We start from the raw sequence: 12,443 nt of genomic DNA on the forward strand, positions 1-12,443 counted from the left end.
CCCACGTACATAGCTTCTGGGCACAAAGGAGGCGCGTGGGATCGACGTAGCGGTCGCAGCCTCCGCGCTGTGTGGCGTGGGTCGTCATGTCAGCGAGGATCACAACGGGAAACTCGAGGCCTTTCGCTTTGTGCACCGTCATCAATTGCACGCCGCCGGCCTGTTGCTCAAGCACTGCGGCTTCTGACTGCTCTCCCAGTTCGTATTCATTCTCCAGAAATTCGACGAAGGACCGGAAGGACCCTGGGCGCGACGCTTCGAAACTGCGGGCAAGATCGCAGAGACGATAGACGTTCGCGAGCCGTCGTTCGCCGCCAGTGTGAAAGGCAAGGCCGATGTGCGCGCGGGCCGCGTCGAGGAGCCGACGGATAATTTCGGCGGGAGGCTTGTAGTTGCGGCAGCGATGGAGATCCTTGAGAAGGGCGAGAACCTCCGCTATGGGTGCGAAGTTGACATGTAGATCGTCGGGAATTTTGAAGAATGGGGTGAAGTGCCCATGCTGTTGCCGAAATCTGAACAGGTCGCTATCGGAAATGAAGAAGAGCGCACCTCGCAGGACGGCGTAAACGCTGAGTTCGTCGTCTGGCCACTCAATGGCTCGCAAAGCGGCCCGAATAGTGCCGATTTCTTCGCGACGGTGGAAGGATTTTGACCCAACGAGCACATGCTCGATGCCTCGGGATTCAAGAGCTCGAACGTACGCCTGCGTGAGGTCTTCGCCATAGCTGACAGTTTTGCGAAAAAGGATGCAAATGTCTTCCGCGCGTATGGGACGGCGCGTGTTGTTATGTTCGTCCCGAACAGTCCACTTGCTGGTGTGGAGTAGCCAATCCACGAAAGCGGCGGTGGTGTCGGGTGCGTGTTGGGCCGCTACCTTCGGTGATTTGTTGCGTTTGCCATGCAAATAAGGAACGGGTAGAGCGACTACGGCGGGTTGAGTTTCGGGAGACGGGGCACCCCCGGTGAGAGGTAGTGCGTCGGGCATATCCGCAAACGCCTCATTGACAAAAGCGTGCAGAGGTTCTGTCGAACGATGTCCCTCCTGAAGGTGGCGGTTGCCGAGGCCGCCCAGTAGCAGTTCTTCGCGGATGCGGCGGTACTGGCGGGCGTCTGCTCGACGAAATCGGTAGATGGATTGCTTGGGATCGCCGACAACGAACAGTTTGCCCGTCTCAGCGGCGTTGTAGCCCTCTTTGTTACCGCAGAGCGAGAGCAGGATTTCAGCCTGCAACGGGTCAGTGTCTTGGAACTCGTCGATGAAGATGCGATCGTAGCGGGCCTGCAAATCGCGGCGGGCTTCAGGGTGACGCAGGAGGTCGCGAGCGCAGATGAGTAGATCCTGAAAATCAAGGCTGCCGGAGCGGCGTTTGGCATCCTGATAGCGCTCGACCACTTGCCATAGTTCGTCGCGCAAACGGCAGGCTAGATCGGCATCGGCGTCTACGCGAAAGGTTTCAATGGCATCGTTTAGATCGCGCCAAGCGGCAATGACATGACTTCGTGGAACACCGCCGCCCCAATCACCCGACCCTTGGTTCGTGTCGAAATACTTGACTCGAAACTTGAGGGAGAGGAGTTCATTCTCTACTTCGTCGGGGTTGGCCGCTTCGGCTTCCTTCGCGATGCGAATCCGGTGACGAGATTCCTGCACCGGTTTCAGGCAGCGAGCCAACGGGTCTGTATCGCGCCTTGCAACACGCAGCATGGCTTCGAGCTTTTTAACGCGCTCGAATAGGGCAAATATACTTGCGCGGCGGTCGAACGCGCGGATTTCCCACGCGGAATCGTGATCACGCCACTCGGCCAGCCGCCACGCAGCATCGCGGAGTTTCTCCACCGGACCTTCGGCGGAACGTTCTTCGCTCCAGGCGAGCCGCGAGAGCGCTCGCCACAATACGGGGCTTGGATCGTTGAGTTTCTCCGCCAGCCATGTGCGGAACTCACCATCGAAGAGTGCACGGGCATTAAGCTCATCGAGTTCGCTGAAGTCCGGGTCGACACAAGCTTCGACGGGGCGCTGACGGAGCAGATGTGCACAGAAGGAGTGAATGGTGCCGATGAACGCCCGGTCCAGCGACCGGAGTGCTTCGCCCTGGTTCTTCCGGCGCTCCAGTTCCTGGCGGACCCGCACCTTCATCGATCCGGCGGCGGCGTGGGTGAAGGTGACAGCGGCAATGCGGTCTACCGAGACTCCGCTCTCGATCGCCCCTGCGATCTCGGAGACCAGCATGTGGGTCTTGCCGGTTCCCGCCGACGCTTCCACGAAGCATCCGCGCGAGGTCGTTTGGATCGGAGGCGTCATGGTTGCTCCCGGAGTTCCGTCAGGTTCCGGAGCTTAACCTGGTTCTTGCGGACGGCGCGTTCCTCTTCGTACGGCCCGCAGATTGGCAGGAAGTCGCAGTATGCGCAGCCATCCTTGCGTGGTGCCGCTGGGAGATCCCCGCTGCGCAGAGCTTTGTCGATTTGGTGCAGAACGCTCTCGGCGCCCTTGCGCGCTTCGGGGGTAAGCCGGATAGGGAACTCAACGAAATTGCCCCGCAGCGTGGAGTAGAAGAGGCGTGCTTCTTGGACGGGCCGCTGTAGCGATCGAGAAGCGGCTATCGCGTAGAGAACAGGCTGCAGGAATTCACCTCCGCCGATCTCGGAAGGAACGCGCTCGGGCACCTTCCCGGTCTTGTGGTCAGTAACGCGGAGCAGACCGCTGATGTGTTGCTCGATCAGGTCGATGCGGCCTTGCAAAAGCAGATCGCGATCTATGGCTATGTTCTCAAAGCCATACTCAAAGTGAATCGGCGTCCATTCGGTTTCGTTCGCGGCAACATGCCGGAGCCACGCGCGAAGATCACCGCGGATGCGCTCCATGTCAGTCTTCCAGACGATGGGGATAGCAGGCATGTAACGCTCGGCAAACTCGGCTTCGACATCATGCAAAATGACTTCGAGTCGCATCAAAGCGGACTCGACGTCCCGGACGGGCAGTAGATCTCCCACCTGCATCGCCAAGTAAAACCGCGATTGTACCGCATGATAGAACTCCCCTCGGATGCCGGGGTCCATGCGTTGGATCGCGGCGGGGCGTTCAGCGGTACGCAGGCCGAGGATGGACTCCAGGTGGAATCGATATGGGCAGCGAGCGTACTGTTCCAGACGGGTCGGCGAGTAGGAGCGCATGGAAAGTCCGAAGTGTTTCTCCATTTCGAGACCGGCGTGACCAGGGGGACTAGCAAGACCGTCGGCCCATGTCCACGCGGCCCCCCAGCGAAGACGGCGAGCGTCAAGAGCCCGGTGGACGTGCGCGTTTACAAGTTCTAGCCAAGCCGCATTCCCCGACTGTGGCTGATCCCAGCCAGGGCGAAGGGTGGAGAGGTCGTACTCAGCGGCGTCAATTGCGTCACGTGAGTTGGTGGGTGCCGGCCAGCCCAGATGTGCCTCACTGCGGTCGCGCGCTTCTTTCTCAAAAGCCCGGACGTCAAGTTCGCCGGAGCCTGCCGACTCGGCCACTTCGAAGGCGTAAAAGGAAGGAACGCGCTCGCGGCCAGTAGCCAGATCTATGCGCGACCAAGAGCAAACGAAATGTTGCTTGGCGGTGGCGGCGGCAGTCCGCAGGAGTAGGGTGTCATCTTTACTGCCTTCGATTCCGAGGACGGTACGCTGGGAATCGAGGAGTAGCGGGTCCTCACGCACCGGCTTTGGGAAGACACCTTCATTCAAACCTGGCACAAAGACGGCTTCGAAGCACATGCCCGCGGACTCGGCAAGCGAACCGACAAATACCGCGCCATATCGGGTTCCGTCCTCCTCAATGCGGTGGCTGGACAGTTCGGATTCCAGCGTCGCAACAACATCCGCGAGCGTCACAGGGCCGGTGGCTCTCATCGGCTGAAGTTCTTCCAGCACGGCGTACACGGAAGCAGGCTGATCGAGGGTGCGCTGCGCCATGTCACTTATAAGGTCGAGCCATCGGTCCCAGTAGGCTTCCGTCGGCAGGGTCGCGAGTTCGCGAACGATTGGAAGGGCGAAATCTCGCAGGCTCTTAAGGGCTTCGAGTTCGCCGGCCTGATCATCTTTCAGTTCGTTGCCATAGGCATGCAAACGGCGATCCCACCGTTGCAGTCCGCTGATAACGCTGGCCCTCGACAGGATTCGTTCCCACCGGGACGCCGGACGGGGCGCTCCTTCTTTGGTGGGCATTTGACCGAGAGAAAGGTACTCAGCAAATCGCGCTGCACTCAAATCTTCGGCAGCGCAGCGGAGAAGCGCGAGAAAAGCTCGCCCGCTAACGTCAGGACGGTGGATCCCCCGGCTGTACCAAGCAGGTATGGCAGCTCGGGCGAACGCTTCTTCCAAGAGAGGCTGATGGCGCGCAGCACTGCGGACGAAGACTGCAATTTGGTCGAAGCGCATTCCACCTTCAGCTAGGCGTAGGATACGGCGCGCGATTTCGACGCACTCCAACGCCTCTCCTGAAGCAGAGAAGATCTGGACTGAGTCGTCGGCATCGCAGCGAGGCACGGGTTCGCCGGTGAGTACGTATCGCTGCAGCGACTCGAGCTGTGAGAATGCTTCTCCTGGCTCAGGTGTAAGAGTCAGTTCTAGCCAGGCGGGTGCGGCGGATTTTAGCGCGTCCACAAGCTTCTGCTCACGGCGGGTGCGCAAACGCAGGTCAACGAGCAGGAGAGAGCGCGCTCCAATGCATTCCAGCGCGAGGTCACACCGCTCGGCATGGTCAGCGAATTTGCGCTCTTTTAGGGCTCTGTCGTAAGCATTCATCAGCAGAGCGAGATCGGGACCGGACCGTCCTGTGGAGCGCAGCTCGTCCGCTGTGATGCCGTTGAGACGAAGGTCCTCAAGAGTGCGTGCGAGCGCTCGGGCGAAGCCAGGAAATCCCGCAACTGGGGCGAGATAGCTGAGCTTCGCACGTGACCGGGCGGTGATCTCGGCCGCTATGGCCTCGCGAGCGAGACGGCGCACGGGGGAGAGTCCCCGCTCCATCATAGGCTCCATGCTGATGGTGAGCACGAAATCTCGCAAAGTATGCCGGTACACGCCAGTAAGGGCGCCCCCCTCCGATAAGCAGCAAGACCTTACCAAATCGTTAGCGGCTTCGCGTGTCCCGGCCAGTATGAGCACTGGCGAGCGGCCACGGAGAAACTTCGTACCGCGCTTCAGAAGAGCGTCGTTAGAATGCGCTGCGAATAGCAACGGGCAGGCCTTCGGGAAATATTCGATAAGCGGTTAGAGGGCGACGTTGGACAACGAATAACTTGGTGATTGGTATCAAAGAGCTTTTATAGCGTACTACTGAGAAGCCGGCAGCGGTGAAGTAATACATGTGGGACATGATCTCGATAGCTGATGAATGGAAGACAGAGAACTCCAAAGAGGAGAGGCCCATTCGATCAGTGGGACTCGAATGGGCCTTGGGGTTTGGATGACAGCTTATGGTGACACCGATGACAGCTTATGGGTACAAATGACAACTTATGGTGCACAACGCACAACAACTCCTATGGGCATTCCATCGCATGATTTAGCTACAACCGGACGTACCGCCGCAACAAGGACAGGAAAAGCAAGAACCAGCGTTTTTCGTCAGCGATCGACAAGACCAATCGGACATTCCGCACAGCTGCCGGATTCATCAGACTAGAACGAGCGCGGGAACATTAACACAGTGTTACATTTCAGGCATTTCGTTCAAATGCAAGGGCCACGACGTGAACGTCGCGGCCCTATGTGGTTTATAAAGAATCGGTTAGTCGATTTCATTTTGACGCTTCGGACTTTCATTGAAACGGCTTCTACTTTCATTTTTGCTGGCAACGCACACCCCTATCCGTTTGCTCTGATTTGATTACTAGCTGCAGCCGCTTGTGCTGCCGCAGGACATGCAGCGGTAGCAGGATCCGCTGCGGGTCATGATGGCTCCGCAGGTGGCGCAGGAGGGTGAGTCGCCCATCTCGTACATGGACTTCATGGCGTCGGAGGCGTGGTAGATGCCGCGGTCTTCGAGGGACATGGGGTCGGGGGATTCGAGTCCGCTGCGGGCGCTGAGGTCGGGTGCGATGCCTTGCTGGGGCGGGGTGGTGGTGTGGGTGTGCTCGTGGCTGTCGTAGGGGCTAAAAGCAACCGCAGATCCCTCCGCTTCGCTGCGGGATGACAACAAAGGAGATGCGGATGCGCTTGGGTCAGCCGAGGCGTTGAGGTTGGGGAGGAGCGACGACTCGATACGGTTGACGGGTACCGAGGTGCTGGAGGGTCCGCTCAAGTTGGCTGATTCGACGCGGTTGCCGGGGGCGTTGACGGTGCCTTCTACCGGGATGCTGGCCTGTCCCTGGTTCTGGGGGCTGAGGCCGGCGAAGAGGTCGAACTGGTGTCCGGAGAGGAAGCGGATCTGGATCCAGCGGAAGATGTAGTCCATGATCGACTTGGCGTAGCCGATCTGCTCGTTGCCGGTCCAGCCGGAGGGCTCGAAGCGGGTGTGGGCGAACTTCTCGCAGAGGACACGGAGAGGAACGCCGTGCTGGAGGGCGAGGGAGACGGCGGTGGCGAAGGAGTCCATGAGTCCGGAGACGGTGGAGCCTTCCTTGGCCATGCGGATGAAGATTTCGCCGGGCTGGCCGTTGGGGTAGAGGCCGACGGTGATGTAGCCTTCGTGTCCGGCGAGGCCGAACTTGTGGGTGACGGAGGCGCGCTCGGCAGGGAGACGGTGGCGGACGGCGCGGGGCGGAGCCTGCGAGTCTGCGGCGTCGGAGTTCTGGAGAGCGGCTTCGGTGATCTGCTTGAGCTGGGTTTCGAGGTTGTGGATGCGGTTGTGGGCGGCGGTGGCGTTCTCCATGGCCTCGACGAGCTGCTGGCGGGTGTTGGTTTCGTCGGGAGAAGCAGATGCCTCCGCTTCGCTGCGGGATGACAACAGAGGAGCAGCTACGGCGTTGGTGCCGCGGGTGCCCTTCTTGTCGGCGTCAGTCTGGGCGGTGACGTTGAGGGGCTGGGTGCCCTTGGAGTTGTCGCGGTAGATGGCTACGGCCTTGAGGCCCTGGCGCCAGCTCTCCATGTAGGCCTCGGCGATGTCGTCGACGGAGCAGTCCTGGGGGAGGTTGACGGTCTTGGAGATGGCTCCGGAGAGGAAGGGCTGGGTGGCGCCCATCATCTTGATGTGGCCGAGGTAGTGGATGCTGCGGGTGCCCTTGGAGGGCTTGAAGGAGCAATCGAAGACGGCGAGGTGCTCGGGCTTGATGGCGGGCGCGCCTTCGATGGTGCCGGTGGCGTCGATGTAGCTGACGATGGCGTTGACCTCGGACTCGGAGTAGCCGAGCTTGATGAGGGCCGAGGGGACGGTGTTGTTGACGATCTTGATCATGCCGCCGCCGACGAGCTTTTTGTATTTCACGAGGGCGAGGTCAGGCTCGATGCCGGTGGTGTCGCAGTCCATCATGAAGCCGATGGTGCCGGTGGGGGCGAGGACGGTGACCTGGGAGTTGCGGTAGCCGTGCTTTTCGCCGTGGGCGAGGGCTCCGTCCCAGGCGTGGCGGGAGGCTTCGATGAGTTGGTCGAGCTGAGGGACGAAGAAGGGCTCGGCGGAGGTCTTCGACTTGCCGATGTTGTTGACTTCGGCGCGGTGCATGCGGACGACGTCGAGGAAGGGCTCGCGGTTGACGTAGAAGCCGGGGCAGGCTCCGCCAGCGATTTCGGCCTGCTGGGTGAGCGGGGTGGCTGCGCCGAGGGGCGGGCAGGTTTCGGCGATGCGGGAGGACTGCCAGTAGGCGTCGCCGCAGAGGATGGAGGTGAGGGTGGCGGCGAAGTCGCGGCCGGCGTCGGAGTCGTAGGGGAGACCGAAGGCCATGAGGAGCGCGCCGAGGTTCGCGTAACCGAGGCCGAGAGGGCGGTAGTCGTGCGAGTTCTTCGAGATCATCTCGGTGGGGTAGCCGGCGGAGTCAACGATGATCTCCATGGCGGTGGTGACGATCTCGATGGCGTGACGGTAGGCGGGGATGTCGAACTGGCCGCCGGGGGTGAGGAACTTCAGGAGATTGAAGGAGGCAAGGTTGCAGGCGGAGTCATCGAGAAACATGTACTCCGAGCAGGGGTTGGAGGCGTTGATGCGGCCGGTGTTCTTGCTGGTGTGCCAGCGGTTGATGGTGGTGTCGAACTGCATGCCGGGGTCGCCGCACTGCCAGGTGGCTTCGGCGAGGGTGTGCATGAGATCGCGGGCGCGATACTCCTTGACTGGAGTGCGCTCCTTGACGGTGCGGGTGACGAAGGTTCCGTCGGACTCGACTGCACGCATGAACTCGTCGTTGACGCGGACGGAGTTGTTGGCGTTCTGGAAGAAGATGGAGCTGTAGGCCTCGGAGTCGGGACCGCTGCCATCGTAGCCAGCCTGCATGAGGTGCCAGGCCTTCTGCTCTTCCTTCACCTTGCACTGGATGAAGTCTTCGATGTCGGGATGGTCGGCGTTGAGGATGACCATCTTGGCGGCGCGACGGGTCTTGCCGCCGGACTTGATGACGCCGGCGAAGGCGTCGAAGCCGCGCATGAAGGAGAGTGGGCCGGAGGCGGTGCCGCCACCAGAGAGGGTCTCCATGGAGCCACGGATGTTCGAGAGGTTGGAGCCAGCGCCTGAACCCCACTTGAAGAGCATGCCCTCGGTCTTGGCGAGGGTGAGGATCGAGTCGAGCGAGTCCTGCACGGAGTTAATGAAGCAGGCGGAGCACTGGGGCTTGGTGTAGCCAGTGACGGAGAACTCGACCTTGCCGGTGGTGGCGTTCCAGTGCCAGTTCTGGGCGTCAGAGTTGGGCTCGAGACGGTCGCAACCGACGTTGAACCAGACGGGCGAGTTGAAGGCGACCTTCTGGTTGAGGAGGAGGTGAGCGAGCTCGGCGTAGAAGGTGTCGGCGTCGGCCTGAGAGGCGAAGTAGCCGCCTGCGATGCCCCAGTCGCGGATGGACTCGGCGACGCGGGTGATGAGGGCGCGGACGCCGGATTCGCGCTCGTCGGTGCCGTTGAGGCCGTGGAGGTATTTGCTGGCGACGATGTTGGTCGCGGTCATGGACCAGTCGGCGGGAACCTCGACGTTCTTCTGCTCGAAGATGGTCTTGCCCTTGAAGTCCTGGATGATGGCATCGCGGAGCTCCCAGACGATCTCATCGTAGGGGGAGATGCCTGGCTTGGTGAAGTGGCGATCGAACTTGAGGCCCGGAGTGCGCGGGTTGTTCTGGTAGGGGGCCGCGGTGCTCTGGGTGCTGTTCTGAGTCTGGTTGGGGATGGTCGCCATGGGGAAGTACTCCTTCTAATTTGATGAAAAAACTGAGAGACCGATGCTTCCGGAAGGCGTTCGTTCCGGGGTAAATCCGAGGTAAAAATGACGACGAGAGCGCTGGATATGTATCCGGCTAAAGGAGCCGGCGGCGTTCTGGTCGAAAGATGTAAGGAACTTTGGCCGTGTTTTGCGTGGCTGCAGTCGTGAAAGTAACGCCCCTTATGGGGTGTGTCAAGTATAAAGCACAACATGTTGTGTTAGCTGTGCGAATACCCCTGTTTACGCGGGGTTAATGTTTCAAAACCGTTAAAAACCGGGGTTTTGCTGTGGATTTTGTCGAATCGTCGCGCCGGGGGCGGGTTTACTGCTCGGTAACGGGACAGGTTTGAGAGTAGGCGCGAAAGGGCTACGAAGCAAGGGCAGAGGCAGTGCTTTTGGTGTGGATGGGGGTGGAAATGTGGGAAAGTGAGTAACTCTGTATCTGCGGCTCGACGTGACCACTGCTCCGCGGCCAGCAAGATGGCGTAAACTCCATCGAACATAGGACGTATCTCGCTAATGCAGGCACTGTGGAGCACAAAGGAAAGCTGGGATTGAAAGGACGATGCCCAGCCATCCTCGCGAGGCGTCCATTCGTTCCAGATTGTGTATGTTAGCGGACGCTTCTGGATCTCCGGCCTTCTCTTTCTTTAGCCAAGGCTGACGCTGCCTGCGGAGTTCCTGACAAAGGACGGATTATGAGGAGAGCGTTTTCGAGAGTCTCGCAACAGCGACCGTTATCGATCTTCCTGTTTTTTCTTTGTGCGTTTAGCGGGTGCACCTATGCCCTTGATGTTTACACCCATCACCTATCCGAAGAACTCGTCCAGTTCATCGTGTGGTGTCCTGGTATCGCTGCGCTGTGCACCTGCCTGCTGCTCCGCATCCCACTTGGAACACTGGGCTGGTCTTGGCCGGCACGCCGCTTTCTCAGGCTCGCGTATTTCCTGCCGCTGATTTATGCTGCGCCGGTTTACCTGCTCACCTGGCTGGTCATTCGCGGCTCATTCTCCCTGAAAAGCTTCGAAGCCGCGATGGTAAAGCCTTATGGATTAGGACGCTGGCCGGCCTTCGGTACGTTTGGCGTGGCTCTACCGCTGTTGTTTACCGTCTCGGTTATCGGCGAAGCTGTATGGTCACTTGGCGAGGAACTTGGATGGCGAGGGTTCCTGTTTCCCAGGCTTCAGCAGCGGTTCGGCTTCCACGGAGCCTGTCTGATCTCAGGATCGATCTGGGCAGTGTGGCACGTTCCGGAGATTCTCTGGACCGACTTCAACCCAGGCACGAACGCCGTCTTTGCCGTCGCTTGCTTCACGGTAATGGTGATCGCGCTGGCCTACATCATGGGCTACCTTAGAGTGCGCTCGGGCAGCATATGGCCTTGTGTTCTCCTGCACGCCACCCACAACACGTTTGTTCAGGGCATATTTGATCCGCTGACTGCTCCTGTTGGTTGGGCAAAGTACATCACCACAGAATTTGGGGTCGGACTAGCAGTCGCCATGGTCGTAGCAGCAACAGTCATTGTTTCGAGTGGCCGTCCGCGTAAAGGCTTCCCTTACCTCGACAGCTGAGCCTCGATAGTGAAAGGGAAGTGCAGGAATCGTTTGGCTCCCAAGACCTCGGCTGTTAAGCCGCTAATAAATCCGATTCCGATCGGACTTTGGCATGGATCGGTCCTGATATACGCTTTCCGTCAGGCTGACTCGTTATTTCCGCTAAGCCGACTTTCTATGAGCAGGTCACTGGTGTCAAGATTTGTTCTTTGCTTTTTTCTTCATAGGGCTTTTGCTTTTGTTGTTGCTCGTGATTTGTTGCTCTCCACCGTGTTTCTATTCGCACTCTAGATGAGCTGTCTTGAAGCAAGCTCGGTGCCGGTTGGGGTTCGAAAGGAGAATCGATGCTGCCATTTATCGGTCGGCCTCGAAGGCCGAAGTCGGCTCGCAGTCATCGGAACACGGTGTCGTCGCAACGGGTAAACATGTGGATCTCTCAGGCTGCTTGTTCGTAGAACGGCATGTACGGCTCTTGAGTGCTCCAGAGGTGATGAAGTAACACGGCTAACTTGCGTGCCACGGCAACGACGGCCTTACTCTTGGCCTGCTTTCCACCTCGAGCGGCTAAGTGCAGACCCCACTGTCGCAGCGCCGAGTCTCGTCCATGCGGTCGAAGGATATGGTTGGAGCATTCGATCAGCAGACTTCGGAGATAGGCGTTACCGGCATGGGTGATGCCGAGCTGAGGATCGTGGTCTCCAGACTGACTTCGCCGTGGTCGTAAGCCAAGATAGCAACCGACATCACGACTTCGTCCGAACCGTTCCTTGCTGCCGAGGGTCAGTACAAAGGTCAAGGCGGTGAGGTGGCCGACGCCATGAACCTTCAGCAGCGCCTGCGTCTCCGGATAGTCGGTCTGGCCGAGTTGCTGGATCTGCCGGTCGTACTGCTTGATCTTGATGGTCATCTCCGCGATCTGCTGGAGCACCGGACAGAGTGCCTGCGCCAGTCCAGGCGGCATAACAGCCAGGCTGCGCTGAGCGAAGCACGTTGTGGCGGAGGCAGGCATACGGTAGCCGCACGACTTCGTCAGACCACGCACGGCGTTCACTGCAGCGGTTCGCAGTCGTACCAGCAGAGCTCGCGCACGGACCAAGGTGAGGGCTTGCTGTTGCTCGACAGTGCGATGGGCGATCGGCCGGAGGATGTTCGGATCAAGCCGGGCATATCGCGCCAGCTTCTCAGCATCGACCTGATCGCTCTTCCGATCACTGTGCGAGATCGCACGCAACTCGCGAACGTTCGCCACGATGACCTCGTGGCCTAGTTCCTGCAGCTGTGCGCTGATCCAGATCGAGTGTGTCCCGGCCTCCATCGCAACTCGTGCTGGAGGTACATCGGTGAACCACTTCTCGATCGCCTTCGGCGTCGTTCGAAACCGGCCCCGATCGACGACCAATCCGTCCTGGTTGAGGGTGCAGTAATGACTCCAGACATCGCCAAGGTCGATCCCTATCGTGATCTCAACCTTGGCCTGTCTGCGTGGGACTTCAGCGATGAGGTGCTGCGGTGGCTTCTTCATGGGAACAGTCTGCTCCTCCTGCGGAGGGCCTGCTCATCCCATTTCTCGTTACTGATAAGGACTAAGC

The 12,443-nt window shown here is 59.6% G+C and carries 5 protein-coding genes; 1 reads left to right on the top strand and 4 read right to left on the bottom strand.

The genetic code is table 11. The features are described from left to right. From GSQ94_RS18475 to GSQ94_RS18485, 3 genes are all read right to left on the bottom strand, one after another. Positions 1–2,302 (bottom strand): exodeoxyribonuclease V subunit beta (locus tag GSQ94_RS18475; RefSeq protein ID WP_158945332.1); only part of this gene is annotated, 2,302 nt, incomplete at its 3' end. Next, complete coding sequence (locus GSQ94_RS18480; RefSeq protein WP_216843139.1) at positions 2,299–4,995, bottom strand: PD-(D/E)XK nuclease family protein; 2,697 nt, start codon at positions 4,993–4,995, stop codon at positions 2,299–2,301. The genes GSQ94_RS18480 and GSQ94_RS18475, both read right to left, overlap by 4 nt. A gap of 862 nt (positions 4,996–5,857) precedes the next feature. After that, positions 5,858–9,274 (bottom strand): vitamin B12-dependent ribonucleotide reductase, encoded by a 3,417-nt coding sequence (locus tag GSQ94_RS18485; RefSeq protein ID WP_158945334.1) that lies wholly within the window; start codon positions 9,272–9,274, stop codon positions 5,858–5,860. A gap of 722 nt (positions 9,275–9,996) precedes the next feature. Here GSQ94_RS18485 and GSQ94_RS18490 point away from each other — a divergent pair. After that, positions 9,997–10,872, top strand: a complete 876-nt coding sequence (locus GSQ94_RS18490) for a CPBP family intramembrane glutamic endopeptidase (RefSeq protein WP_158945335.1) — start codon at positions 9,997–9,999, stop codon at positions 10,870–10,872. Between the two features lie 418 nt (positions 10,873–11,290). On the opposite strand, the gene GSQ94_RS18495 is transcribed toward GSQ94_RS18490, so the two are convergent. Beyond that, positions 11,291–12,376 (bottom strand): IS110 family transposase, encoded by a 1,086-nt coding sequence (locus GSQ94_RS18495; RefSeq protein ID WP_158945336.1) that lies wholly within the window; start codon positions 12,374–12,376, stop codon positions 11,291–11,293. Positions 12,377–12,443: the final 67 nt, after the last annotated feature.

This window comes from Granulicella sp. S190, from assembly GCF_009766095.1.
GTDB lineage: Bacteria > Acidobacteriota > Terriglobia > Terriglobales > Acidobacteriaceae > Edaphobacter.